Raw genomic sequence first — 26226 nt, 5'->3', positions numbered from 1 at the left:
AATGGCAGAAATTTATCTTTTCTTAGCCCTTTTGGGTTTACTTTTTTCTATGCTCCTTTCTGCAAGTGAGGCAAGTATATTTTCTCTTTCAAGAATGGATCTTGCAAGTCTTCAAAGCTTAGGGTTGAAGGAAAGGTATTTAAAAATGCTTCAGAATCCAGATCAGCTTCTCTTTGCCCTCCTTTCAGGAAACGAACTGGCTGATTATTTTGCAAGTTTCTCCTTTGCTGGAGCTATTACTCTCCTTTTTTCAGAAGAAATCCGCACACCAGCCTTTTTCATATATGCCCTTATTAGTTTCTGGTTGGCTGACTTTTTTCCAAAAGTTCTGGGTTTCAGATTAAGAGCAACCCTTGTCCTTAAAATCATTCCCTTAACCTATTTTTTTTATCTACTCTTACTCCCTGTAAGAGGCCTCATTTATAAAATCTATCTCTTAATAGAACAATTTATTCCTCAGTGGGAAAAGGATACCGAAAAAGAAACTTTTACCCCTGTAGAACAAATTATTCTTCACTCCTTGGAGCTTGCTTATCAGGAGAAAAAAATCAGCGAGACCGAAAAAGAATTCATTTATGGGCTCTTTCTCTCAGAGAAGATTCCTGTTTCAGCCATTATGACCCCGAGATCTGAGATCATAGCCTTTAAGGATCAACCCTTAACTATAGAATTTATGGAAAAACTAAGAATCTATCCATATAACAAATTTCCTATCTATAAAGAATCTTTGGACGAGGTAATTGGAATCCTCTATGTAAAAGATATCCTTAAAACTTTCAAGCCCTCTTCTTTTGAAACCAAATACCTTTCTGAACTTGTCAGGCCTGCCTATTTTATTCCAGAAAATTTTAAGGTAAGGGATCTGCTCTTTGAATTTCAGAAGAGACATCAAAAAATTGCCCTTGTTGTAGATGAATATGGGACTCTCAAGGGCCTAATTAGCCTTGAGGACATTCTGGAAGAGCTTTTTGGGGAAATTCTCAGTGAAAAAGAGAAACCTGTTCAAAGCCTTCAAAAACTCTCGGAAGACAGATACCTGCTTTCGGGTCGGGCTCTTTTGGATGAAGTAAAGGAAGAATTAAATTTAATATTAGATGAAGAATTTGAAGATTTGAAAACTGTAAATGGCTTTATTCTTGCGCTTTTTAAGGGGATTCCTAAGGAAGGAGAAAGGGCATCTTATAAAAACTGGGAATTTATAATTCAAAAAATTAGAGGTAGAAAAATTCTCTTTGTTGAGGCTGTAAGAAAAAGAAATGTTTGAGGCCCTTATATCTTTAGCAGTTTTCAGTTTTTTAGAGGCCTTTTTTGCCTTAAGTGAGATCTCCTTTGTCTCTGCTGAAAAAATGCTCATAGAACGAATTAGCGCTAAGAATCGCTCTGCACGGATATGTCTGAGGTTCTGGCAGGATCCAGAAAGGCTTTTTACCACAACTACACTTGGCATTACCCTGAGTATTGCCGGTAACGGTATTTTTACCTCTTATTTATTAATCCGTGTCTTTAAGGGCTGGGGAATATTTTTAAGTTCCTTTGTATTACCCTTTTTTATCCTTCTCTTTGGACAGATCCTGCCTAAGAGTATTGGTAAAAAGTTAGCCTATCCTCTGGTATTGTATCTGGCTCCACCGCTTTACTTTATTTCTTATCTTTTTTATCCAATTTACTTTCTCAATCAAAGATTTTTGGGCCTTTTTTTAAAAAATGAAGACCACAATCGCCCCTATTTTTTGACCAGATTCAGAGAGGTCTTTCTCACCATGATAAGTTATGAAAGGGAAATTGATCTTATGGAAAAAAGACTCATGCAGAGTATTCTTGAATTTGGAAGAAAAAAAGTGGTTCAAGTTATGATTCCCCTTCCCAAGGTCAAAGCCCTACCCCTTGATGCAACCTTAGAGGAGGCCCTTGAATTTACAAGTAAATATAATTTTTCCTATATTCCTCTCTATGAGGGAGATCCATCCAAGATAAAGTATATCTTAAGGGTTCAGGACATTCTGGGGAAAGTTCTTACAGAAAAAAAGATTCCCCTCATCCGCTTAGCAAGAGCTCCTCTTTTTATACCTGAACTTATCCCTGCCCATCAGGCTTTAAAGATGATGCAGGAAGGTGCTCAGGAAATAAGCATTGTTGTAGATGAGTATGGCTTAGTTACTGGAATACTTACTATAGAAGACCTTGTTGAGGAGGTGCTGGGGGAATTTAGAGATGCCTTAGACTATCACGAGCCTGAATTAAAAAGACTCTCTCCAGAGGAATTTTTGGTAAAAGGCTGGATAGAGATTGAAAAGCTTCAGGAATTGGGCCTACCCATTCCTTCAGGAGATTATGAAACCCTAAATGGCTTTATTTATCACATCTTAAAAAGGATTCCTGAAAGGGGAGAAATCATAAATTATAAAAATTTAAAGATTATAATTCACCGAGCGGTTCCTCAGAGAGTAGAAGAGGTAATTCTTAAATTAAAAGATTAACTTAATATCCTTTTCTTTAAAGTCCTTCCAATCAGGACGGGGCAAAGTCTCTTCTGTAAAGGCTATTTCTTTTATCTTCCAGTTAAGTTTAAGTAAATTACTTTCCAGAGTCCCCTGTAGATCTTTATCCGAAAAGCGATATTCTCCCGAGAAAAAGCCCTTCTTAAAGGAGCGCTCCCTTTCTTTTAAACCCAAAAAATAGGAAGGGAAATCAATATCTCTTAATTCTTTTATTTTAATGGTATAGACCTTTTTTTTAGAAGTATTTAAAACCCTCACTTCTTCTCCTCTTTTCCAATAGATAAAAATCTCTGTGGAAAGAGGGGGAGTTAAAATTAAGATCAATTCATCCGCTGTAGTATAAAAGGTTCCATAGGATCCACCACTTGAATTATTATCATTTAAAAAAAATAACTCCCCCTGGAAAAAGACCCTGCCTTTAAGGGTTCTCCCCTGAAATCCCTCTGTAGCAAGAGTTAAATAGACTGAGGGGACTTGAACTTCTTTGTAGGCACAACTTGTTAAAAGAAAAAATAAAAAGAAAATTATAAATCTTTTTAAGGACATGCCTTAACCTTTTCTAAAAGTCTATTTTTCTCTCTCTTGTGAACGGTCTTTTCCAGGGCCTTTTTATATAGCTCACAGGCCTCTTTCTTCTTTTGTAACTTGAGGTATAGGTCACCTAAATGTTCCCAGATAACAGGTTCATCTGTTTTGGCATTTTTAAAGGCCTTTTCCAGATAGGCCTTAGCTTTTTCTAAATCATCTTTTTTAAAATAGAGCCAGCCAAGGCTATCCTCAATATAGGGATCATTGGGTTTGATTTTTTCTGCTTTAAGAAGAAGCTCTTCAGCCTTTTCAAATTCACGCCCAAGCTCAACCAGGCTATAACCAACAAAATTTAAGATATAGGCATCTTCAGGTAACTTTTTCAAAAGTGGAGAGACAACCTCAAGCACCTTTTGATAATCCTCTAAACAGGCATAATTTGAGGCCAGAGCAAGGGAGAGATCAGGGTCCTCTTGATATTTCTTAAGGCCCTCCAAGGCTATCTCAGCCCCTACTTCGCATTCATCAATATCCTCATAAGCATGAGCTAAAAATAGAAGATAACTTTTTTCATCAAGGCCCTTGGCTTTAAGATCATCTAAAAATTTTTTAGCTAATTTTAAATCCTGCTTCTTAAAAAGTTCAAAGCTTCTTTTTTGGGCCTCTAAATGCCAAGGAGATCCTACAGGGATCTCTGCGTAAATCTTTAAGGCCTCCTCTAATTTATTTTTGTATTCCAATGTCAAACCAAGATAAAAGAGAAATTCAGGCTGATCCTTATTTTTTTCCAGATATTCCTTTAGAAGTTTTTCTGACTTTTCCCAGGACTTTTGTTCCAGATAATATCCAAGAAGGAGCCTTAAAAAATCTTTATCCTCGGGATTCTTAACCAGATAATCCTGCAAGATTTTCTCAATATCTTCAAAACTTGAGATACTTTCAAGATATCTCAAGGTTTCAACAAGCAGAGCTTTATTGGAAGGTGCAAGCTCAAGGGCTTTTAAATAGGCATTTTTAGCAGATACCTGATCTTTTTTCTCTCTATAAATACGAGCTTTAAAGAGCCAGATGGCATAGGCATCAGGATGTCTTTTACTCAGGGCATCCAGTTTGGCTAAGGCTAAATCCCACTCCTTTTGCTGAAGATAAAGAGAGATAAGAAAACTCAAAATCTCATCATCCCTTGGATTTTTCTCCATATATTTCTCAAGGACTCCCATAGCCCGATTAGGCCTTTCCTGTTGTAAATAAAGTTTACTCATAAGAAAAACCAGATCCCTATCATAGGGATATTTTTTATAGAGATTCTCCCCAATCTTTTCCGCCTCTTCTAATTTATTGTTCTGGAGATAGAATGAAAAAAGCATCTTTCTTAAAAAGAAGGAATCCTTAGAGAGCTCAAGGGCCTTTTTAAGATTTTTTTCCACATCCGTTGCATTATCAGTGAACAACTGAGACATAAGAAAATAATAGTAAGCCCTCTCAAAGTTTGGTGAGGCTGAAAGAAGGGGCTTTGCAAAAATTAAGGATAGGAAAAGCACAATACAAAAAAATAACTTATTCTTTATAAGGTAGGGCTTGAGGATAGAGGGTCGCATCCGGCAATCTCTCCTGTAAAAATTTTCTTAATCTCTTTATAATCTTTTCTTCAATCTGTCTTACTCTTTCCTTGGAGATACCAAGCTTCTGGGAAAGTTCATTTAAGGTTTTAGGTTCTTCAGCTAAAAGTCGGTCATAAAAGATAATGTAATCCTTTCCAGTTAATTCTTGAGCAAAGTCTTTAAGAAGCCTTCTGAAATTATTCAATATCTCCTCGCGGGCGTAGGTATCTTCTGGACCTGGTCGGGCATCTTTAAGAAAGTCTCCAAAGGTCTCTTCAGAATCATAGCTTACTGGGGCCTCAAGACTCAGATCCTGCGAATACATGCGCATTTCCATCTCTTCTACTTCCTTTTCCTTGACTCCAAGGCTTTTGGCAATCTCTTTAGCAGTTGGTTCAAAACCAAGAGCTGAAAGCCTTTCTTTTTCTTTGCGAAGTTTGTAAAAAAGTTTCCTCTGGGCCTGAGTAGTCCCCATTTTTACCAGTTTCCAATTATCCATTATATATTTCAGTATGTAAGCCTTAATCCAGAAGGAAGCATAATAAGAAAATTTCACCCCTTTGTAGGGATCAAATTTTTTCACAGCCTGAAGGAGACCGAGATTACCCTCCTGAATAAGGTCAAGAAAATTATAAGCCCAGAATTTCTGAAACTCAAGGGCAATTTTAGCTACCAATCTTAAATTGGAAACCACAAGTTTATAAGCCAGCCTTGGATCTTTGGTCTCATAATAGGCCTTAGCTACTGCCTCCTCCTCGTCTCTTGATAATACAGGATACCTTGAGATCTCCTGAAGATATCTCTGCAGAGGATCAAATTTAGCTGGGAGCTTGGTTTCCTCCTCAACTGCATCAATAAGAGCAATTGAGCTTAGCTCTTCAAGTTTTTCTAAGATGCCTTCCTCAACTCTTTCGTCACTCATAATTTTAAATCATTTTAGCAGTTTTTAATTTTTTTTCAATTTTAACTTGTATGCGTCCATATATAGGGCTGGAGTATTGCTTGAATTTTGCCATTTTAAAATACTTATTGACTTGAGTAAAAGCTCTTTAAAAGAATTTTATAAAGGAGGGGTTCAAGATCTTAAATCCATACCAATTTTTATTTAAACTTATACCAAACACAAAAAGAAAAAAAATTTATGAATTTATCAACTTTCAAAGAGTTTAAAGATATCTTCAGAGCTCTTTGCAAGAATTATTTTTCTATGCCACTCCTTGAGAACTCCTCTATCCTCCTCCCTTACTACCCTCTCCCTCACTTCCTCAGGCACATACCCAAGCTTCACCTCTATGGCCTCAAGCACAAGCTCCCTTGCCTCCTCAATTAACCCCTGATATTTCCCCTGCTCAATTCCTTGCTTAATTCCCTGCTCAATTCCCTGCTTATAAAACTTCTCTCCTACTCTATCCCAAAAGCTCTTTAACTCCATCTTTACCCCCTCTTCTCCACACCTATCTAATATATTAAACCAGATTATCTCCTCGTCAACCCCACTCTTTATTACTGCTATCTCTATCAAAAACCCTATCTCCCACCTCCCCTTCTCCCCTATTGCTACTAATCTCTCTATCGCCCTTGTAATAACTTCAATTATCTCATCAAATTCCAGTGCTTCCGCCTTTATTAAATAAAGATAACACCCAAGCCCTGCTAAAATATCAAATATCCTCAATATCTTCTCATCCTCTACCCTCTTTAAATCTACCACATGAACCTTAAAAAGTTCTCCCTTTAACCCCTCTGGCACTGAAAATATCTCCTCTATCCTTTCAGGATACCCCCAGGGCTTATTCCCTTCATAAAACACAAGGGGTAAAACAGGCACATACCCCTTCCCCTCCTTGAAAGACCTCTCATTTAATGCCGTTATGTAATTTAAAATCTGAAGGTAAATTCTTTTATCAGGTGCACTTTTGTGCTCAATAAGGATGTAGAGATGGGCTTTGGTTGAAGATTCCCTTCACTAAGAAGATTAACCTCAGCAACAAGGTCCGGGATTTCTCTCTTTTTTCTTGAGAGAGAGACTTGCTCTTCAGGGATAATTTTAAGGGAGTCAAAGTCAAGATGAGTTTTAATATGCTCAGGGAGGAAGGTTGAGAGGAAGCCTTTTAAGTTTTCAGGATCTTTGAGGAAGGCCTTGGCAAAGAGGTCATAGGGAATAGGAGGTTTCTTCTTTGACATAGAGGTATTTTGCCAGAATTTAGGGGAAATTCAAGAAATTTTCAAAGGGCTTTATTTTAAATTAAGAAATTTATGAAGCTGAATCTGAAGGCGCAGAGGCTTTTTGGTTTTTAAAATAAGATCTGCAAGCTTTTTTGGGGACATAAATGGGGCACAGGGAGAAAAAAAACATGTTACCTTAGAGAGAAGATTAAACTCTTCAATTATTTTCAGACTCCAATCAAAATCAGCCTCATCCTTGATTACAAATTTTAAGGCATCTTTCTCACTTAGAAAGTAAATATTCTTATAAAGATTGAAATTTTCCATTCCTGAAGAGGGAGTTTTTAAGTCCATAACGACTAAGACCTCCTCTGGGACATTTTCGATACTAAGAGCCCCATTGGTCTCAAGAAGAACTCTGGCTCCCTTTTGCAAGAATTCATCTATAAGAATATAGATTTCATCCTGGAGAAGAGGCTCTCCTCCTGTAAGAGTAACATAAGGAATTTCTGGATAATTTTTTTTCCAGAAGGCGATAATCTCCTCTGGTTTCATTTCTTTGTAATCTTGCCCCTCTCTGGCATAAGGGGTATCGCACCACTTACAAGCAAGATTACATCCGTATAGTCTTACAAAAAAGGTTGGAAACCCCACCCAGGGGCCTTCTCCCTGAATTGAAAAAAAGATCTCAGAAACCTTAAGGTTCACTCTTCCAGATAGGTAGCAGAAGCCTTTTCCGTTTCAAAGACTGTAACCTCTTTTACTCTCACCCCTTCAAAGACTTTTAATTTATCTTTTACCCTATCAAAGATATAACGGGCGATATTTTCAGATGAAGGATTCTTTTCCTGAAAATAGGGAAGTTCATTAATTAAGCGATGATCAAGCTCAGAAAGGACCTCTTTTAGAATTTTTTTAATATCCTTAAAATCAAGAAGGATATCAATTTCATTAAGTTTTTCTCCCTCAACAACAAGCTCAACTTTCCAGTTATGCCCATGAAGGTTTTCACAGGCCCCTTGATAATTTCTTAAGTAATGAGCTGAGGAGAAGTGATCCTGAACTTTGAGCCTATACATATATTAAATTATGAGGCGGCGCGGGGATTCGAACCCCGGATTCACGGCTTTGCAGGCCGTCGCCTTACCGCTTGGCTACGCCGCCATAAGTTTCAAAATAAGTGGCGACGGAGGGACTCGAACCCCCAGCCCTGTGGATATGAGCCACATGCTCTAACCCGTTGAGCTACGTCGCCTAAATTTAATTTTATATTATAAATCACTATCTGGCCCCTTGTCAAGAGGTTGGTTGCGTTCCATATCCTTTGAGACTCAAGAGGATTTTTTCTCATACCTATTTCCCTCTGCAAAGAAAGGACAAAAATCTGCGGGTTCTGGCATAATAATGAACTCAGATAAACTTTCCTAAACTCCAAAATTAAAAGACATAAAAAGTTAAAGGTAAATGTTAAATGGGATTTACCTCTTAGGCTTTTTGATCTTATGCTTTCAGGGCACACCCATGGAGGGCTGTATTATCCTGTTGAAAGATGGCTTCTTAAATATTTTTGTCCTTGAATATCCTGGCTTACACTCTTTTCCGAAAGCCCCCATAGCCACCATAAAAAATTATTAAAAAATGAACTTGCCTTTTTGTTTTTTTTATTTATATACTATTGTCTGATGTTAAATGATAATAAATCAGGTCAGATCAAAAAGGAGGTAAATTTGCCTTATGAGGTAAATTTTCTTCTAATTTTTTACAATTCCTAAGGGAAAAAATTGATGCTGAATCATTGGGTAGGGTAAATTTAAAGATGAAAGTATCAAAAAAATATGAAATATAATACCGAGAAACATTATTTGGGGCATAGAGAAAGGTTGAGAAAGAGGTTGATGCAGTTTGGTTCTGAGGGATTACAAGAATATGAAATAGTTGAATTGCTTTTAACTTATGTTCTTCCCCAAAAAGATGTTAAACCAATAGCAAAAGAGCTTCTTAATAAATTTGGTTCTATAAAAGGTATTTTTGATGCAAAAGAGGAAGAATTAAAATCTGTTAGATATATAAAAGATAAATTTATTACTTTAATAAAACTTATAAGAGAAATTAATATCATTTATAACAAGCAAAAAGCTTTAGAAAAACCAGTTTTTGAATCTATAGATGCGATTGCAAAATATTGTATTGAAAGGATTGGGCATAAAATGGAGGAAGAATTTTTAGTAATTTATTTGGATAGTGGATTAAAAATACAGCAAGAGAAAGATTTTCCTGCGAAAGAATTTTATTTTTCAGGAACTATTGATAAGACGGTTGTTTATCCAAGGGCAATAATTGAAGAGGCGCTAAAGAGGAAATCCTATGCAATAATTCTTGCCCATAATCATCCAAATGGTAAGTTAGAACCTTCAGAATATGACAAAAATTTAACAAAGGTTATTGAGATAGCAGCTAAATCAGTAGGTCTTTTGCTTTATGATCATCTTATTGTTACTGCTAATGGCTATTTAAGTTTTAAAAAAGAAAAGCTGTTATGAATGCAATTGATAAAATAAAAGAGATTATTCCTTCTTTAAATGATGACCAGATTGAGGCAATTACTACAACCGATGGACCTCTTCTTATTATTGCAGGTCCTGGAACAGGTAAGACACTTACCCTTGTTGCAAGAACCCTGTATCTTCTTATCTCTGAAAAGGCTCAACCAGATGAAATTATACTTACGACCTTTACTGAAAAGGCTGCTTATGAATTGAGAGACAGAATAAGCCAACTTGCACGAAAAATTAATTATCAGGGGCAACTCCATCTTATAAAGATGGGAACTATCCATAGTTTATGTAATGAGTATATTATGAAGTTCCTTTCTTATACTCCTCTTAAAAGAGGATATTCAGTATTAGAGGAGTTAACGCAGATATTTTTTATTTATGAAAATTTTGATGAAGTAATGATTAAAAGGGACGGAAAGTTTTTAGGCAAATGGGCTAAAAAATGGAGGGCAATTAAAGAAGTGGTTCCATATCTAAATAAAATAACAGAGGAAATGATAGATATTTCTAAATTAGAAGACTCTAATGATGAATTTCTAATGGCTCTTGCAGGTTGTTATAAAGCATATTGCCAAAAATTATTTGAGACCAACAGGGTGGATTTTGCCCATCTTCTAAAAATCTTTTATGAGTTACTATGTAATGAAAAGGTTTATCGAAAGATAAAATCAAAAATAAGATACATAATGGTAGATGAGTATCAGGACACAAATTATATTCAGGAGCAGATTCTACTTAAACTTGCAAGTCCTGAAAATAATATATGTGTGGTTGGAGATGAAGACCAATCTTTATACCGTTTCAGAGGAGCAACGGTAAGAAACATTTTAGAATTTCCTAAACACTTTAAAAATTGTAAACAGATAAAATTGACAATCAATTACAGGTCGCATAAAAAGATAATTGAAAAATATAATAAATTTATAACTTCAATTGACTGGAACGGATTTAGATATCCAAAGGAAATAAAACCTGACCCTTCTGCAGAATTTCCCGAATATCCGGCTGTTTTTTGTATCTGGGGAAGAGACGAAAAGGACGAAGCAAAGAGAGTTGTTCAACTTATAAAATTTTTAAAAAACAAAAAGATTATTGAAGATTGGAGTGATGTTTCAATTCTTTTAAAAAGTGTTAAGTCTGAACACAGTTCACACTACATTAATGCATTAAAAGACGATAACATCCCTTATTTTTCTCCACGGGCAAAGAAGTATTTTGAAAATACAGAAGTTAAATTACTCATTGCTTGTTATTCAATCATTTTTGGGTTTTATGGAGATATACTTAAAGAATACCCTCACAGGGAATACATTGAAGAGTCAATAAAATTATTACCCAAAAACATAAACCAGGCACTCAAGGATTACTTGCGGAGAAAGGTAAGACAGATAGAAAATTTAAAAACAGGTTCCCTTGACCTGACAATACTTGATTACTTTTATCAGCTCCTTGCATATCAACCTTTTTCTGCGTTTCTTAAAGATAAAAACAAAGCATATAATCTTTCTATTTTTTCAAAGCTTCTCTCAGTGTTTATGGATTATTACGATATTTCACTGGTAACAGCTAAGAATAAAGAATTTATTAAAAATTATCTCTTTGGCAGTTTTCTAAATTTTCTAATGCAAACAGGAATTGATGAATATGAAGACCCATACAATCCTATACCCAAGGGGTTTGTCCAGATTATGACAATTCATCAGGCAAAAGGGTTAGAGTTTCCAGTAGTTCTTGTAGGTTCGCTCCATAAAAAATTTGCTGTTCAAAAGCAGGTGGACCGCGACCTTCTTCCATTCTCTAAGAGAGGAACTTTTGAAACTGAAGAACAGATGACTAAGTTTGACAGATTAAGACATTATTATGTTGCTTTTTCCAGGGCACAAAAATTGCTCGTCTTAACCACACCAGAAAAACCTCAGGATTGGTTTTCTACTATCTGGGAAGGGCTTGATCAGTACCCTTATGTGGAAAAAGAAACATTACAGGTGCAAAAATTTCAGTCAAAACCTCAATTTGTTCCTAAAAAATCGTATTCTCTTTCAAACATTAATGTTTATGAGACCTGTCCCCAACAGTATCTTTTTTATAAAGAATATGAGTTTCAGCCTTCTCGTTCTGCCCAGGTTTTGTTTGGAAGTTTGGTTCACCATACAATAGAAGACATCCATCGTGCGGTTCTTGATAGAAAAAGTTTTACAACCCAGGATATAGAAAACTGGTTTGAGCAAAATTATAAAGCCCTGCTCCTTTCAGGATTAAGACCTATTTCAAAGACACAAAAAGAGGTAGCCTTAAAACAGGTGATAAATTACTTCAATCAAAACCAGGATATTCTTGAAAGGATTTCTGAAACGGAAGTGGAGGTCTCGGTTGAGAAAGAAGATTATATAATTACAGGCAAAATAGATCTTTTAATGTCAAAGGATGGAAAATTTGAAATACTTGATTTCAAAACACAGCCGAAACAAGAGAAAAATCCTGAACTTATTGACAAATACTTTAAACAACTTTGTTTATATGCGTATATTTTAAAAGAAAGATATAATAAGCCAGTAGAAAAAATATATATCTACTGGACATCGGAAGAAAAAAGAAAGGATGCCTTGATGGAAATGAAGTATTCAGAGAAAGATATAGAAGCAGCGTGGAATTATTTTGATGAAGTGGTTAAAAAAATTAAATCAGAAAATTTTAGAGTCAATATTCCACCTGATACTGAAAAAGTTTGTAAGGAGTGTGATTTTAGATTTTATTGTTCGCAAAACGGCATAATTAAATTCAAAACAAAGGAACTTGAGGAGGTATAAATTATGCCTAAAATCAATATCAACAAAACTGAACTTGTCTGGCTTGGAAAATATGATGAAGAGGGGAAACTGAATCCAGTTGAAAGGCCAGGTCCTTATCCATTTCAGATTGTTGAGGTTATAAACAAGCCGAGGACAGGAAAAGAAGTGGGGCAAGGAACTCTTTTTGACTATTGGGAAAGCGATGAAGGAAATACTTTTGAGGAAGGGTGGCGTAATAAACTCATTTGGGGAGATAACAAACTTATTATGTCTTCACTTCTTGAAAAATTTGCTGGAAAGATAAATCTAATCTACATTGACCCACCATTTGCAACTGGTGCTGACTTTAAATTCAGGATTCAGGTTGGAGAAGAAGCAGAGGAAATTACAAAAGAACACTCAATCATTGAGGAAAAGGCATACAGGGATACCTGGGGGAAGGGACTTGATTCATACTTACAGATGATGTATGAACGACTTGTTTTGATGAAAGAACTACTTGCTGAAAATGGCTCAATCTATGTGCATCTTGACTGGCGTGTTGGACATTATGTAAAGGTGATGATGGATGAGATTTTTGGGTATGAGAATTTTAGAAATGAGATAGTGTGGTGTTATAGTGGTGCAACTTCTCCTGGCATAAAAGTTTTAGCAAGAAGACATGATTGTATCTTGTGGTATACAAAATCTGATAATTATATTTTTGAACCTGATAGAATAAGACAAGAATTTAGTGAGGCATCTAAAAGGATGGAAGGTAGAAAGAAAATTTTTCATCATGGAAAAGAGGAAGTAACTATAACTTTACCAGAAAAAGGTAAGTTTCCTGAGGATTGGATTTATATTCCTACAGGTGTTGCGATGATTAATGAAAGGGTAGGTTTTGACACCCAAAAACCTGAAGCCTTATTAAAGCGCATTATTCTTGCCTCTTCCAATCCTGGTGACCTTGTTGCTGACTTCTTCTGTGGTTCAGGCACAACCTTAGCAGTTGCAGAGAAACTTGGAAGAAGATGGATTGGGTGCGATTTATCAAGATATGCAATTCACATAACAAGGAAACGGCTTCTTGATATTGAAAACTCAAAGGATTTAGAAAATGAAGGTAAAAAATACGGTAAAAAAGCAAGACCTTTTGAGATTTTAAATCTTGGCAAATATGAGCGTCAACTCTGGCAAGTTAAGACATTTACAAACAAAGACGAAAAACAGGCATTATTTGAATACCTTGCTTTTATCTTAAAACTTTATGGTGCTGAGCCTGTTAGAGGTTTTACTCATATACACGGTAAAAAAGGAAATGCCCTTGTCTATGTTGGTGCAGTGGATTCTCCTGTTACCATACAAGAGTGCATTGATGCTATAAAAGATTGTAAATCTCAAGGGGGAAAAGAACTTCATATCCTTGGCTGGGAATGGGAAATGGGATTAAATGATGCCATTGAAGAGATTGCCAAAAAAGAAGGTGTAAAACTGAAACTAAGAATCATACCAATGGATGTTTTAGACAAAGAGGCAGTTAAAAAAGGGGATATCCGATTCTTTGAACTTGCTTATTTTAAGGTTGATATAAAAACTAAAGGCAGAGAAGTAGAAGTAGAGCTAAAAGATTTTGTTATTCCCCATACTGATTTAATTCCAGATGAGGTTCGGAACAAGATCAAAAAATGGACTGACTGGATTGATTATTGGGCGATTGATTTTGACTTTAAGAGCGACACTTTTCACAATGGCTGGACATCTTACAGGACAAAGAAAAATAGAGCACTAAATTTAAAAGCAACACATACTTATGAAAAACCGGGTAAATACAAAATTTTTGTTAAAGTTATTGACATCTTTGGAATTGATACATCACAAATTTTTGATGTGGAGGTGAAATAACATGAATAAAGCACCAAAAACCTGGGTTCAATACGACAAGACACTTCCTTATATTGAAGACAGAGACCCATCCAAAAAGCCTGTTTCTCATTTAATTAAAGATGGAGAAAATTCTTACAAGGTAGTTGAAGGAAGAAGACCGAGCAAGATGCTACTTGTAAATAAACTAAGGGAAGAGGTGGATAGGTGGCGTGATAACGATTATCCTGAAGTAACTGATACCACAAGAGAACTACTTTATTTCTGGTTTTTCAATGACCATCAAGTTAACGCTGAACCTTTCAAGTTCTGGTTCTGTCAAAGAGAGGCAGTTGAAACCCTTATTTATCTCTTTGAAGTAAAAAAATATGATGATTTAAAACCGGTAATTGAAACCTATGCAGAAAATTTCAGGAAGGATTTATTTAGTAATGCGGTTGAGTTTGTTGAGGATACAGAGGGGAGAAGAAAGCTTATCAGGTATTTTCCAGAGCTTGAACAGAAAGGAGAGCAAGACCTTCCTGAGAAAGGACTTTTAAGATACGCATTTAAAATGGCAACGGGCTCCGGGAAAACTATTGCTATGGCTTTAATTATTGTCTGGTCTTATTTTAATAGACTCAGAGAAAAGGACTCTCGTTATCCTGATAATTTCTTAATTATTGCTCCAAATGTAATTGTATATGAAAGATTGGCAAAAGATTTTGCTGATAATAAAATCTTCTACTCTTTGCCTTTAATTCCTCCCGCCTGGAAACCACTCTGGAATATCAAAGTTACATTACGAGGGGATAATTCACCTTTAAATCCATCAGGCAATCTCATTGTTAACAATATTCAACAGTTATATGAATCAAGAAGGGAAGAATGGACACCTGAAAGTATAGTGGATGATATTCTTGGCAGGAAACCTCAAAAGGACTTAACAAAATCGCCTGAAACTTTAATTGATAAGATAAAAAAATTGAGCAGTTTGATGGTGATAAATGATGAAGCGCACCATGTTCATGATGAAGAATTACAGTGGCATAAAACACTTATGTCAATCCATAAATCATTACCTGATGGAATAGATCTCTGGCTTGACTTTTCAGCTACACCTAAGACACAAACAGGAACCTATTACCCCTGGATTATAGTTGATTATCCTCTTGCTCAAGCGGTTGAGGACAGGATTGTCAAATCACCATTGATAGTGCATCGCGTTGATAAAAAAGACCCTGAAAGCATATCAAAAGATAATGTAGTCCAGAAATATTGGGACTGGATAACTGCTGCAATTGAACGATGGAAGGAACACTATGAAGTTTATACAACGGTTGGCAAGAAACCAGTTTTATTTATTATGGCTGAGAAAAATGAGTATGCTGACAAAATCGCTGAAGCAATAAGAAAAAGAAAAGATTTGAAAGAATTTATTAAAAATCCTGAAGAGGAGGTAATGGTTATTCATGTGAAATCAAAAGGAGAAGGAGAGACGGAAATAAAGATTTCAGAAAAAGACCTTCCAAAATTAAGAGAACTGGCAAGAAAAATTGACGAACCGGATAACAAAATCAAAATAATCGTAAGTAATTTGATGTTAAGAGAAGGCTGGGATGTGCAAAATGTAACCATAGTATTAGGATTAAGACCCTTTACTTCTAAAGCACAGATTTTGCCTGAACAGGCAGTAGGAAGAGGATTGAGGTTGATAAGAGGAATAAGTCCAGACCATACCCAGACCCTTGAAGTAATGGGCACAGAAGCATTTGAAAATTTTGTCCGTGAACTTGAAAAAGAAGGGGTTGGGATTAATACAACAAAAACTCCGCCTCCTTTACCTATAACAATTGCTCCAGAAAAATCAAGATTGATTTATGATATTGAAATCCCTCGAACTGAGTTTAGGTTTTCAAGAAATTATAAAAAAATAGAAACTTTAGATCCATTACAAATTCCGTCACTTTATTCCTCGGATAAACTTGAGGAAGAAAGAAAAATTCTTTTAAGAATGGAGTTCCCTGTAACTGAAACAGAGGTTCATCAAGTAGCAGTAGATGTATCATTTCTACCATCTGGTAGAGAACTTGTCTCTGACATAGTTCGGGAGGTTATGAAAAGGGCACGCCTTACTTCTGAATTTAATAATTTATACCCCATAGTTGAAAGATACCTCCTTGAAAGATGTTTTGAAACAAAGATAAAAGATATTGAAGACGAAAAATTAAGGAAAAACTTGAATGATATTTCAATTCAAGAAGCAGTCATTGATTTATTAGCAAAAGAGATAGGCAAAATTTCTGTTGAGACAAAAAAAGAAGTGATAAAATTGGGTTCTTTTAAGCTATCGTCTATCGAGCCTTTTATTTGGAGAAGGAAACATTTAAGATGCAAAAAGACAGTATTCAACTTTGTTGCGGTTTATAATAATTTTGAGGAAAAGTTTGCTAATTTTCTTGATAATGCTAACGACATAGAAAAATTTTCTGCCCTTGCTGATAAATTCTCTATTGACTATTTGAGTTCAAAAGGAGCAATAAGATTTTATTATCCCGATTTCGTTGCTGTGCAAAAAGTTGGCAGTAAAAAAGTTTTCTGGATTATTGAAACAAAAGGTAAAGAATATGAAGACACTGACAAAAAAGATGAAGCAATTAAAAAATGGTGCATGGATATAACAACTCAAACAGGACAAGAATGGAAATATTTAAAAGTGATGCAAAAAGATTTTAACGAATCAAGAATCCCCAAAACTTTTGCTGAACTAACTTCCCTCATGAATAAATCTTTTTAAAAAGCCCAACTAAACAAATATTTAATGGATAAAAAGAGGCTATTTAGAACTGTATATCATTAAGAATAATATAAAACTTGGAAGTCAGTAGTATTAGAAATTTTGGGTATAGATGGGGGAGAATTAAAATTAAGGCAGAAAATTGGGTTGAATTTAAAGAAATTTTAGTAAATAGAAGCTCTATGAAATCCTTAAAACTATATTATACGAAATACTTGAAAATATCTTAGGTCCTGTTGACAAGATTGTTTATTTAGTAGTGGAGGTGAAGAACGAGAAGTATGGGATTAGGAGGATAAAAATTTTGAGAGGATATAGAGAAACTAAAGGAGAAGAAGAGGGCAAGATATGGGAGTGGAGAGATTAAAATTATTACAAATGAAAAAGAATTTTATACACAAGAAAGTTGACACTATGTAATCCTCGAAAAAGATATATGTAACTTAAGGGACACTTTCTCTTTCTGAGCATCCAAAGTAGAGAAAAACCTCAAAGGCTAAAAAATAAGAATATCTGATTGTGCGCTACAGCCCTAAAAAAATAAAGTCTCAAAAGATAGGGACTTATAGAAATTCTTGATAAAAAAGAATATAGCAGTAAATTTAAGATAGTTTTTAGTTGAGGTTTCTACTTGCCAGGGAGAAAGACAGATTTAACCTTAAGTTTGAAAAAAATTGATTTTAATCCTGAGTTTGAAAAGGCCTGGGCTATAATTTCAAAAACTTCTAAAAACTTGCTCATTACCGGCCGTGCTGGAACTGGCAAATCCACCTTTTTGAGATTTATAAGAGATAATCTCAAAAAAAACTTAGTAGTGCTTGCTCCTACTGGGGTTTCAGCTTTAAACATTGAGGGGCAAACCATTCACTCCTTTTTTGGTTTCAAACCTGACATCACTCTGGAAAAGGTAATGAAATTAGGGCCCAAGGAGGACTATAAGGATCTTTATAAACATATTCAAACCCTTATTATTGATGAAATCTCCATGGTAAGGGCTGATCTCTTTGACTGCGTGGAGACCTTTTTAAGAAAATGGGGCCCTAAGAAAGGACAACCCTTTGGAGGTGTTCAAATCATTCTTATAGGAGACCTTTATCAGCTTCCCCCGGTGGTAACTTCAGGAGAAAAAGAAATCTTTAAATATCTCTATGAGACTCCCTTTTTCTTTAGTGCCAGGGCCTTTAAAGAGAATCCCTTTGAATTTGTAGAATTTGAAAAGATCTATCGCCAAAGAGATGCCTTGTTCATTGAGATACTTAATCGTATCCGGAATGGGACTGCAGAAGAGGATGTGCTCTCAATTTTAAACGAAAGGGTCAATCCTCAATTTGAACCCCCAACGAATGAATTTTATATCAACCTTACAACAACCAATGCTCGAGCTGAAGAGATAAACCTTTCGCAATTAGAAAACATAAAAAAGCCCCTCTTTGAATTCGAGGGTTCCTTAAGGGGAAGACTTGAGGTTGATGATCTTCCTGCTCCCCTTATTTTGAAGATTAAAGAATCTGCTCAGGTCATGCTTCTCAATAATCATCCAGAAGGTGACTGGGTAAATGGAGATGTAGGTAAAGTTATTGAAATCCTGCCTGAGGATGAAACCATAGTGGTTGAATTGAGACGGGGAAAGATAGTTGAGGTAATTCCCTTTAAATGGGAGGTCTATGAGCACTATTTTGACAAAAATGAGGGAATAGTGAAGACAAAAACTATTGGCTCCTTTGTTCAGTTTCCTTTAAAACTTGCCTGGGCAATAACTATTCATAAAAGTCAAGGCCTTACCTTTGAAAGAGTAATCATTGATCTTGAGAAGGGGACCTTTGCCCATGGTCAGCTCTATGTTGCCCTCTCCCGTTGCACCTCCCTTGATGGCATAGTGCTAAAAAGCCCGGTTAAAAAGGGCCATATCAGACTTGACCGAGGGGTTATTAAATTTTTAACTACCTTTCAATATGCCTTAGCTAAAAAGAGTCTTCCCCTTGAAGAAAAAATTAAACTTCTCAAAAGGGCCTGTCAAGAAAAAAAAGAGCTTGAGATAATTTATCTTAAAAGTAGTGATGAGAAAAGCAGACGGAGAATTCTTCCTATGGAGGTCTCAGAAGAAAAATTTCGGGGGAAACCCTTTCTTGCTCTAAAGGCCTTTTGCTGTCTCCGTGGAGAACCTCGCACTTTTAATGTGGAAAAAATCCTTGAGATTAAGGAAGTAGATATAGCCATAGATACAGGAAAAGCAAATTAAGAAGAGTTAAAGGGAGACCTATTTTTAAATGTTCCCAAAAACTTAAAGTATGTCCTCCCTTTTCTAATAGTTCTGCTACAATCAAATTGGCTACACTGGCAAGAAGGGTTAGATTACCTGCAAGGGTACTTCCTCCAGCAAGAAGTAACCAATCCTTTGAAGTGGTTACATAAGGCGAAAGAATTAATACTGCTGGCACATTGGAGATAAGCAAGGAAAGAATTACAGTAAGAAAGAGAAGGCCATAAGAACTCTGGGTAAAAACTAAGAGTGGTTTGTGTAACCCCAACTTTTGCGTGGTAAAGGTTAAAATAAAAAGTCCGGCAAAAAGAATAAGGAGTTCCCAGTCAATTTTGCTAAAGTATCTCTCAGAACGCAATCTTCGAGTAAAAAGTAAAAGCCCGCAAGCTATGAAGGCGCTCTCTGCCATGGGTAGACCAGCAAGAAAGGCTAAAAAAAGACCTGAAGTAACCATAATTCCCTTTCTCAGGAGTCCCTTATGAACTCTAAAGGTCATCTCTAAAGGTGGTAAGGGCTTTAAAGAACGCACCTCAGGATAAATAAATGTAAGAATAAGAATCTGTAAAAGAAGTCCAAAGAGTGAAACTATCCATAGGTTTTTAATAAAGGTAACAAAACTTAAGCCGGAGATACTGGCTATGAGAATATTTTGAGGGTTCCCAGTAGGAGTCATGAGACTCCCTGTATTAACGGAAAACATAAGGGCAAGAAGATAGGGATTGGGATTTAATTTAAGAGCCTTTACCACACCATAAACAAGAGGAGTTAACATAAGGGCCATTGTATCATTGAGAAAAAAGGCAGATAGAAGACCACTTGAGAAACTGATAATGCAGAGCAGAGCTAAGGGGGATCTGGCATACCTTAAAAGGGCCTGCATGGAAAAACCAAAAAACCCTGCATAACCAAGATGGGCATTAAGAATCATTATGCCAAATAAAAAAACCAGAGTTTGGGCATCAATTGATTGCCAGGCCTCCTTTAAATTAATAATCCCCATTAAAGAAAGAATTGTAACCCCAACCAAAATTATTCCTGCCCTGTTCATGCGAAAAAAAGGAAGATGCCCTAAGGTAAGACCTACATAGGTCAAGAGTATGACAAGGCTGGCAAGAAGGTCTTTTATCTCCATCTTTTATCACATTAATTCAAAAATGTCTCTAAATTTAGCCCCATAATTAGTCCTGACAAGATTTCCACAAATGAGTTCAGGATGATTTATGACTTATAACGAATAATATCCCTTACAATGAAAAGGTAGTAAAATAGAACTAAAAAAATCATAGAGACCTGCCTGTGCCTGCCGCAGACAGGCCTGCCTACGCTGAAAAAAATATCGACGCATGCAGACACTTAACAAGTGTGAAAAAAATCTGGAGGGTTGCCTTTTTTAAAAATTTCTATAAATTATTGATTAATATGGATAACTTACACCGAATAATAAGGTCTGTCCTTTTGATCCTTAGTTTTTCTATTCTTCCTCTTTTTTCCCTTTTTGCTAAAGAAATCTCTCTAAAAGAATTTTTAGCCCTTGCCCTAAAAAACAACTTAGAGCTTAAGGCCTTTCAACAGGCTATCAAGGCTTCAGAGCTTGAAAAGGAAGCTGCCAAAGGGGCATATTTTCCAAGGCTAAAATTGGAAGAACTTTTGAGCCACAGCGATATCCCGGCCCAGGTCTTTACTTTTAAACTGAATCAGGAAGAATTTTCAGCTAAGGACTTTGAAATTAAAAAGTTAAATGATCCCAAGAGTAGAACAAACTTTGAGACCCGCTTGACCCTTGAACTTCCCATCTGGCTGGGTGGAAAGATTCAGGCTCAGGTAAAACAAGCTGAGGCTCATTTTCGGGCTTTAAAAAATCTTTATGAGCGCAAAGAAGAAGAGGTTCTCTCTCAGGTTTACCAGGCCTACCTTTTTGCGATCCTATCCAAAGAGAGCATAAAGGTCTCAGAGAGTTCAATCCGAGAGGCTGAAGAACACTTAAGAATTGCTAAAGCCCGCTATCAAGCAGGCACAGCTCTCCTTTCAGATGTTTACCGTGCCGAGGTCTATCTCAATAGGGCCAAGGAGTCACAGGAAAAGGCTAAAAACTATTACAGCCTTGCTAAAAAGAATCTTGAACTCCTTGTAAACACATCTCTCGGAGATTTTGAAGTTGAAGACTTAGCCTCTATCCCTCAAATAGAAATTGAAAGGGTTAAAACCCTTGCCTTCCAAAACAGAAAAGATTTAAAGGCCTTAGAAGAGGAGATTAAGACGCAAAGGGAGGCTTATAAAGTTACCCTTTCCGAAAACCTTCCTCAAATCTCAGCCTTTGCAACCTATTCCCTTAATGATAAAAACTATCCCTTTGGTTCAAGTGGAAGTGGATATCTCCTTGGCCTTGGTCTTACCTGGAAATTTGACACCGGGCTTACAACTCTTAAAAAGGCTCAGGCTGAGCTTCAAAAATCCTCCTCCTTGGAAAAAAAATATCTTTTTCTGAAAAATAACATCCTCTTTGAGATAGAGAAGGCCCATACAGAATATCAAAATGCCCTTTATAAGTTTAAGAGCGCTGAGAGTCGGATCCAGGCCTCAACGGAGATGCTCCGCATTATTCAACTGCGCTATCAAAGTGGTCTTGCCAGAATGCTTGACCTCCTTGATGCCCAATCTGAACTTGATCAGGCAAGGCTTGAAAGACTGCAGGCCCTAAAAGATTTACACGAGGCTTACATGCAAATCCTCCTTGCAGGAGGTATCCTTAAGGAGGCTTTATGAAAAATCATCTAAAATATATTATTTTTTTGGGAATCTTAATTCTTGTTTTGCTCTGGATTGCAGGGTTCTTTAGTTCAAAGATGGAAAGCAAAGAAGTAAAGCCTAAGACCCAGAAGGTTACGGGTCTGCGGTTTGGCACGGTTGAAAAAAGAGAGGTCGTTGAAAATGCTTACACAGGGGAAGTTATCCCAGAAGATAAGGCAGAGATTGCAACTAAGGTCTCTGGAAGAGTTACAGCTGTAAAAGTTAAAGAAGGAGATTGTGTAAAGGCAGGAGCCCTTCTTATCTCTATTGAGGGAACTGAGATAAGCTCCCAGATTGAGGCCCTCTCTCATCAGATGAAGCAGGCTGAAGCAAACTACCTCTCTTTGAAAGCTAATTATGAGGCAAACTTAAAAACCTTTGAAAGATATAATAAACTCCTCAAAGAGGGTGCGGTTACCCCTCAAGAATATGATGAAGTAAAGGCAAGATATGAAGCTTCCAAGGAGGCCTTAGAAGCAGCTAAAGCCGGGATCTCCGCAGTTAAAGCCCAAAAGAATGCCATCTCTTCACAGCTTCAGTATCTTTACCTTAGGGCACCTTTTACAGGATGTGTTATTGAAAAAAGAGTTAATCCAGGTGATCTGGCAATTCCTGGAGAGCCCATGCTTATCTTTGAAAAGCCTCCCTATCAGATCAGGGCTGAAATCCCAGCCAAATTTTTTAATGAAATAAACCCTGGAAAGTCTCTCTTTGCTTCTGTAGAGGGGCTCTCTGAAAGAATCCAAGGTGAGGTGATTGAAAAAAGTTCAGGTCTAAATTCTCAAACGCAGACCTTTACTATCAAACTCAGGCTTAAACAAACACAGGGTTTAAAAAGTGGGTTGATTGCCAAGGTCTATATACCTGAAAAAAGGGAGGCCCTTTATGTCCCGGAAAAGGCCCTCTTAAAGCGTTATGACTTAACAGGAATTTTTGTAGTAAAACCAGATAAAACCCTGGAATTAAGATATGTTAAAACTGGTGCTAAATGGAATGACCAAATAGAGATTCTTTCTGGCCTTAAGGAAGGGGAAACCATAGTTATTGAAGGGATTGAGAGGGCCTGTGATCACTGTTTAGTAGAATAATAGAGGTTTAAATTGAAAGACCTTGGTCTTACCGCAAGAATAGTTAATTATTTCATTGATTCCAAGCTTACCCCTGTAATTATTCTTGTTACTCTTGTCCTTGGGCTTTTTGCCATCCTTAAGACCCCTAAGGAGGAAGAGCCCCAGATTGTAGTTCCTATGATTGACATTATGCTTCAATATCCAGGGGCAGAACCTAAAGAGGTAGAAAAGAGAGTGGTTACACCCCTTGAAAAAAAGCTCTGGGAATTAAAGGATATTGAATACATCTATTCCGTTGCCAAACCCGGGATGGCTGTTGTCACGGCAAGATTTTATGTAGGGACAGATCCTGTTAAAGCCCTTGTTGAGATTAATTCAAAGTGGATGTCTGCAATGGATATAGCCCCTCCAGGAGTTATTTTACCCCCTCTCATAAAACCAAAATCCATTGATGATGTGCCCATACTCAGTCTCACCCTCTGGGGAGAGAGGTATGACGGATACGATCTAAGAAGGATGGCGGCTCTACTTGAAAATGAAATTAAAAAACTGGAAAATGTAGCAGAAGTCAGCCTTATTGGTGGCAGGCCACGCGAAATAAGAATTATTCTTGATCCAGCCAGATTAGAAAGTTTTCGACTCTCTCCCCTAAGGCTTGCCCAGATTCTTAAAAATGCCAATGCTCAATGTGTATCAGGAAGACTGAAAGAAAAAAATCAGGAATATCTTCTTCAAACTGGAGAGTTTTTCAGATCAAAAGAGGATGTAGAAAATGTAATTGTAGGGATTTTTCAGGGAAGGCCTGTTTATCTAAAAGATGTTGCCAAGGTCTCTGATGGGCCTTCGGAGGTCAAAGATTATGTCTTTTTTGGAGGTGGGCCAGCTGGCCCCAAAAAGGGTATTCAAAGTTCCTCTGAGCTCTATCCTGCAGTAACAATTGCTATCTCAAAAAGGAAAGGCACCAATGCTGTTCAGGTAGCAGAGGAAGTGCTTGAGCTTGTCTCTAAGGTCAGAAGCAAACTTCTCCCCTCAGACCTTCATGTAACAGTTACCAGAAACTACGGGGAGACCTCAAGAGAAAAGGCGAACGAACTTCTTGAACACCTTTTCATCGCTACCTTTGCGGTAACCCTCCTCATTGCAGTGGTTCTTGGCTGGAGGGAGGCTGTAGTAGTAGGTATTGCAGTTCCTGTTACCTTAGCTATTGCTCTCTTTTTAAGTATGCTTTACGGATTTACACTGAACCGGGTCACTCTCTTTGCCTTAATCTTTTGCATAGGAATTTTAGTAGATGACCCAATTGTGGATGTGGAAAACATACATCGCTGGTTTAAGGCCCGCTTAGCCCCAAATGCCAGATTAGCTATAATAGGTGCTGTCAATGAGGTTAGAGCCCCTATAATTCTTGCAACCTTTACTGTTATTGCAGCCCTTATGCCAATGGCCTTTGTCACAGGGCTTATGGGTCCTTACATGAGGCCCATACCCATTAATGCCTCAGTAGCTATGCTCTTTTCCCTTCTGGTAGCCCTAATTATTACTCCCTGGGCTGCTTACAGGATCTTAAAAACTCCTGCTGAAGAGGATAAAGAAATTGAAGAAGAGGAGCTTGCCCATGATCTGGAAGAGATGAAAAAAAGGGAACTTGAGCAAGAAATTTCCTATATTAAAAAGACAAAGCTTTACCAGTTTTTTGCCAAGGGAATGTTTCCCTTTCTCAGTTCTCCCAAAAAACGCTATCTCCTCTATGGAGGTATAATCTTCCTTTTGCTTGCAAGCTTGAGTCTTTTTTATTTTAAAGTTGTTTTGGTAAAGATGCTTCCCTATGACAATAAAAGTGAGGTTCAGATTGTTCTGGATATGCCTGAAGGCACTCCCCTTGAAAAGACCCTGGAGACTGCCAAGGCCATTGGGAGATATATTCAGAGGGAAAGCATAGTTACAGACATTCAAATCTATGTTGGGACAAGCTCTCCTTACAATTTCAATGGTCTCGTTAGGCATTATTATTTAAGAAGCGAGCCCCATCAGGCTGATATTCAGGTTAATCTAATTGGTAAACATCATAGAAAGGAACAATCTCACGATTTTGCTAAAAGGATTCGTCCTAAGGTTCATGAGATAGCTAAGGCTTATGGTGCAAAATATGTAGCTGTAGTGGAGGTCCCTCCTGGTCCCCCTGTTCTCTCACCAATTGTTGCAGAGGTTTATGCACCAGACCTTATCTCTCAAGAAAATTTTGCTCGGAATGTTCTAAAAATCTTCAAAAATTCTCCTCTTATAACGGATGAAGGAATTTATCTTGAAGATAAGGCTCCAAGATTAAGACTAAAGGCTAAGGAAGAAAAACTCAAAGCAGCTGGTCTGCAGAGGTCTGAACTTGTTCAGACTCTTAGTGCCCTTTGCGAAGGGTTACAGGTTGGAATCTTCCAGAATACTGATACTGAACATACTCCCATCCTTTTAAAACTGGATGAAAGTTTTCGCACCCTTGAATTATTGAGAACCCTTAAAGTGGTAAATTTTGAAGGCAAACCAGTCCCTCTTTCAGAACTCGTAGAGATAAAAGAGGATCTAATTCCTTCAAGCATTTATCATAAAAACCTTAGAAGAGTCACCTATGTAGTGGGAGATACGGGTGGGAGATATGAGGCCCCGGTTTATGGAATCTTTGATATCAGAGAAAAAATAAAAGCTCTTTCCAACCCCTATGGGGAAGTTAGAGAATTCTGGTTAACTCATCCTTTGGCCTTAGACAAAATTGCTGTAAAATGGGATGGCGAGATGCACATAACCCTTGAGGTTTTCAGAGATCTTGGGCTTGCCTTCCTCGGAGCAATCTTTGTTATGTATGTGCTCATTCTGGGTTGGTTTAGGGACTTTAGAATACCTGGGGTTATCATGGCCCCTATTCCTTTAACCCTTTTTGGTATCATCCCCGGGCACTTGATTTTAAACTCCTTTTTTACAGCAACCTCTATGATTGGTTTTATTGCTTTAGCTGGAATTATTGTTAGAAATTCTATTTTAGTAGTAGATTTTGCTGAACAAAGGGTAAAGAAGGGAGTTCCTCTGGCCTTAGCTGTGGTTGAATCAGCAGCAGTGCGAACTCGTCCCATATTCCTTACAGCCTCTGGTGTAGTGGTAGGGGCCTTTGTAATCCTTTTTGATCCAATCTTTAATGGCTTAGCCATTTCTCTCATCTTTGGAACCATAGGCTCAACCCTCCTTTCTCTCTTTCTTATTCCCCTTCTTTACTATGGTCATAAGTTAAAAAGAGGTCACCCCGCTCCATCTAAAGACCTTCTTAAAAAGCAAATCTTTGATTAAAAT

At 37.0% G+C, this 26226-nt stretch carries 18 protein-coding genes and 2 tRNA genes; 10 read left to right on the top strand and 10 right to left on the bottom strand.

Translation table 11 applies throughout. From position 1 onward, the window contains the following. The first annotated feature begins 1 nt into the window (after window position 1). Both THC_RS01930 and THC_RS01925 read left to right on the top strand, forming a co-directional pair. Window positions 2–1264, top strand: coding sequence for a hemolysin family protein (locus THC_RS01930; protein ID WP_148638802.1), 1263 nt, complete (start codon window positions 2–4; stop codon window positions 1262–1264). Beyond that, window positions 1257–2477, top strand: a complete 1221-nt coding sequence (locus THC_RS01925; RefSeq protein ID WP_068512588.1) for a hemolysin family protein — start codon at window positions 1257–1259, stop codon at window positions 2475–2477. The genes THC_RS01930 and THC_RS01925 overlap by 8 nt, the downstream gene beginning before the upstream one ends. On the opposite strand, the gene THC_RS01920 is transcribed toward THC_RS01925, so the two are convergent. From THC_RS01920 to THC_RS01880, 9 genes are all read right to left on the bottom strand, one after another. Then, entirely contained in the window at window positions 2466–3044 is a 579-nt protein-coding gene (locus tag THC_RS01920) for a hypothetical protein (RefSeq protein WP_068512585.1), read from the bottom strand. The genes THC_RS01925 and THC_RS01920 overlap by 12 nt on opposite strands. Further along, entirely contained in the window at window positions 3035–4567 is a 1533-nt protein-coding gene (locus THC_RS01915; RefSeq protein ID WP_167344309.1) for a tetratricopeptide repeat protein, read from the bottom strand. Before THC_RS01915 ends, THC_RS01920 begins: the two co-directional genes overlap by 10 nt. Window positions 4568–4583: 16 nt before the next feature. Then, window positions 4584–5549 (bottom strand): sigma-70 family RNA polymerase sigma factor, encoded by a 966-nt coding sequence (locus tag THC_RS01910; RefSeq protein WP_068512580.1) that lies wholly within the window; start codon window positions 5547–5549, stop codon window positions 4584–4586. A 228-nt stretch (window positions 5550–5777) separates the two neighbouring features. Further along, window positions 5778–6524: an Rpn family recombination-promoting nuclease/putative transposase gene (locus THC_RS01905; protein WP_269447044.1), complete on the bottom strand. Its 747-nt coding sequence runs from the start codon at window positions 6522–6524 to the stop codon at window positions 5778–5780. Continuing rightward, entirely contained in the window at window positions 6506–6811 is a 306-nt protein-coding gene (locus THC_RS09660) for an Rpn family recombination-promoting nuclease/putative transposase (RefSeq protein ID WP_068512574.1), read from the bottom strand. Before THC_RS09660 ends, THC_RS01905 begins: the two co-directional genes overlap by 19 nt. A gap of 51 nt (window positions 6812–6862) precedes the next feature. Further along, complete coding sequence (locus THC_RS01895) at window positions 6863–7501, bottom strand: 7-carboxy-7-deazaguanine synthase QueE (protein ID WP_068512573.1); 639 nt, start codon at window positions 7499–7501, stop codon at window positions 6863–6865. Beyond that, window positions 7498–7872 (bottom strand): 6-carboxytetrahydropterin synthase QueD, encoded by a 375-nt coding sequence (gene queD / locus THC_RS01890; protein WP_068512571.1) that lies wholly within the window; start codon window positions 7870–7872, stop codon window positions 7498–7500. The genes THC_RS01895 and queD overlap by 4 nt, the downstream gene beginning before the upstream one ends. A 13-nt stretch (window positions 7873–7885) precedes the next feature. Then, a tRNA-Cys gene (locus tag THC_RS01885) sits at window positions 7886–7957 on the bottom strand. A 17-nt stretch (window positions 7958–7974) separates the two neighbouring features. After that, window positions 7975–8048, bottom strand: a tRNA-Met gene (locus THC_RS01880). A 580-nt stretch (window positions 8049–8628) separates the two neighbouring features. On the opposite strand from THC_RS01880, the gene THC_RS01875 reads away from it, so the two are divergent. From THC_RS01875 to THC_RS01855, 5 genes are all read left to right on the top strand, one after another. After that, the gene (locus THC_RS01875) at window positions 8629–9333 is read left to right on the top strand and encodes a JAB domain-containing protein (protein WP_082706234.1); all 705 of its coding nucleotides are present in this window, start codon (window positions 8629–8631) and stop codon (window positions 9331–9333) included. Then, window positions 9330–12155, top strand: a complete 2826-nt coding sequence (locus THC_RS01870) for an ATP-dependent helicase (RefSeq protein ID WP_068512566.1) — start codon at window positions 9330–9332, stop codon at window positions 12153–12155. Before THC_RS01875 ends, THC_RS01870 begins: the two co-directional genes overlap by 4 nt. A gap of 3 nt (window positions 12156–12158) precedes the next feature. Then, on the top strand, window positions 12159–14021 hold the full coding sequence (locus THC_RS01865) for a site-specific DNA-methyltransferase (RefSeq protein WP_068512563.1): 1863 nt from the start codon (window positions 12159–12161) through the stop codon (window positions 14019–14021). A gap of 1 nt (window position 14022) precedes the next feature. Then, on the top strand, window positions 14023–16776 hold the full coding sequence (locus tag THC_RS01860; RefSeq protein ID WP_068512562.1) for a DEAD/DEAH box helicase family protein: 2754 nt from the start codon (window positions 14023–14025) through the stop codon (window positions 16774–16776). A gap of 631 nt (window positions 16777–17407) precedes the next feature. Beyond that, window positions 17408–19015 carry an AAA family ATPase gene (locus THC_RS01855; RefSeq protein ID WP_197650979.1) on the top strand — a complete coding sequence of 536 codons (1608 nt, stop codon included), beginning with the start codon at window positions 17408–17410 and terminating at the stop codon, window positions 19013–19015. On the opposite strand, the gene THC_RS01850 is transcribed toward THC_RS01855, so the two are convergent. After that, window positions 18972–20168: an anion transporter gene (locus tag THC_RS01850; protein ID WP_068512559.1), complete on the bottom strand. Its 1197-nt coding sequence runs from the start codon at window positions 20166–20168 to the stop codon at window positions 18972–18974. The two genes, THC_RS01855 and THC_RS01850, sit on opposite strands and share 44 nt — an antisense overlap. A gap of 230 nt (window positions 20169–20398) precedes the next feature. Here THC_RS01850 and THC_RS01845 point away from each other — a divergent pair, with 230 nt between their 5' ends. From THC_RS01845 to THC_RS01835, 3 genes are read left to right on the top strand one after another with little or no spacing between them, the layout of a single operon-like run. Next, on the top strand, window positions 20399–21799 hold the full coding sequence (locus THC_RS01845) for a TolC family protein (RefSeq protein ID WP_197650977.1): 1401 nt from the start codon (window positions 20399–20401) through the stop codon (window positions 21797–21799). Beyond that, entirely contained in the window at window positions 21796–22911 is a 1116-nt protein-coding gene (locus tag THC_RS01840; RefSeq protein WP_068512557.1) for an efflux RND transporter periplasmic adaptor subunit, read from the top strand. Before THC_RS01845 ends, THC_RS01840 begins: the two co-directional genes overlap by 4 nt. 12 nt (window positions 22912–22923) lie before the next feature. After that, the gene (locus THC_RS01835; RefSeq protein WP_068512553.1) at window positions 22924–26223 is read left to right on the top strand and encodes an efflux RND transporter permease subunit; all 3300 of its coding nucleotides are present in this window, start codon (window positions 22924–22926) and stop codon (window positions 26221–26223) included. Window positions 26224–26226: the final 3 nt, after the last annotated feature.

Source organism: Caldimicrobium thiodismutans (assembly GCF_001548275.1).
Lineage (GTDB): Bacteria > Desulfobacterota > Thermodesulfobacteria > Thermodesulfobacteriales > Thermodesulfobacteriaceae > Caldimicrobium > Caldimicrobium thiodismutans.
Note: the sequence above shows the minus strand (reverse complement) of the source record. Positions and strands in the feature narration are given on the sequence as shown.

Excerpts from the sequence above, each read along its gene's own strand:
- THC_RS01930 (WP_148638802.1), top strand. The coding sequence starts at position 2 with ATGGCAGAAATTTATCTTTTCTTAGCCCTTTTGGGTTTACTTTTTTCT.
- THC_RS01925 (WP_068512588.1), top strand. The coding sequence starts at position 1,257 with ATGTTTGAGGCCCTTATATCTTTAGCAGTTTTCAGTTTTTTAGAGGCC.
- THC_RS01920 (WP_068512585.1), bottom strand. The coding sequence starts at position 3,044 with ATGTCCTTAAAAAGATTTATAATTTTCTTTTTATTTTTTCTTTTAACA.
- THC_RS01910 (WP_068512580.1), bottom strand. The coding sequence starts at position 5,549 with ATGAGTGACGAAAGAGTTGAGGAAGGCATCTTAGAAAAACTTGAAGAG.
- THC_RS09660 (WP_068512574.1), bottom strand. The coding sequence starts at position 6,811 with ATGTCAAAGAAGAAACCTCCTATTCCCTATGACCTCTTTGCCAAGGCC.
- queD (WP_068512571.1), bottom strand. The coding sequence starts at position 7,872 with ATGTATAGGCTCAAAGTTCAGGATCACTTCTCCTCAGCTCATTACTTA.
- THC_RS01875 (WP_082706234.1), top strand. The coding sequence starts at position 8,629 with ATGAAATATAATACCGAGAAACATTATTTGGGGCATAGAGAAAGGTTG.
- THC_RS01870 (WP_068512566.1), top strand. The coding sequence starts at position 9,330 with ATGAATGCAATTGATAAAATAAAAGAGATTATTCCTTCTTTAAATGAT.
- THC_RS01865 (WP_068512563.1), top strand. The coding sequence starts at position 12,159 with ATGCCTAAAATCAATATCAACAAAACTGAACTTGTCTGGCTTGGAAAA.
- THC_RS01860 (WP_068512562.1), top strand. The coding sequence starts at position 14,023 with ATGAATAAAGCACCAAAAACCTGGGTTCAATACGACAAGACACTTCCT.
- THC_RS01850 (WP_068512559.1), bottom strand. The coding sequence starts at position 20,168 with ATGGAGATAAAAGACCTTCTTGCCAGCCTTGTCATACTCTTGACCTAT.
- THC_RS01840 (WP_068512557.1), top strand. The coding sequence starts at position 21,796 with ATGAAAAATCATCTAAAATATATTATTTTTTTGGGAATCTTAATTCTT.